Genomic DNA, 276 nt, shown 5'->3' on the forward strand with positions numbered 1-276 from the left:
GGCAGAAGACCGTCGCCGCCTCAAGGGCGTCCAGTCCACGGTGAAAAAGGCGGAAATCAAGGTGGAGCTGCTGCCGAAATATTCCGCATGGGCGGAGGGCGTGCTGGCTGCCGGAGGTGCGCAGCAGGATGACGTGCTGATGTACGTGATGCTGTGGCGTATCGACGCCGGTGATTATGCCGGTGCGCTGGAAATCGGGCGTCATGCACTGCGCCATGGCTGGGTGATGCCGCTGGGCAACCGTAACGTGCAGACCGTGCTGGCAGAAGAAATGGC

The 276-nt window shown here is 62.3% G+C and carries 1 protein-coding gene; it reads left to right on the plus strand.

The genetic code is table 11. The annotated features are described in order from the left end of the window. A partial coding sequence (gene gpM, locus ACWXWW_RS18005; protein WP_455971375.1) for a phage terminase small subunit occupies positions 1–276 on the plus strand: 276 nt, incomplete at both ends.

Source organism: Microbacterium sp. KNMS (assembly GCF_053851835.1).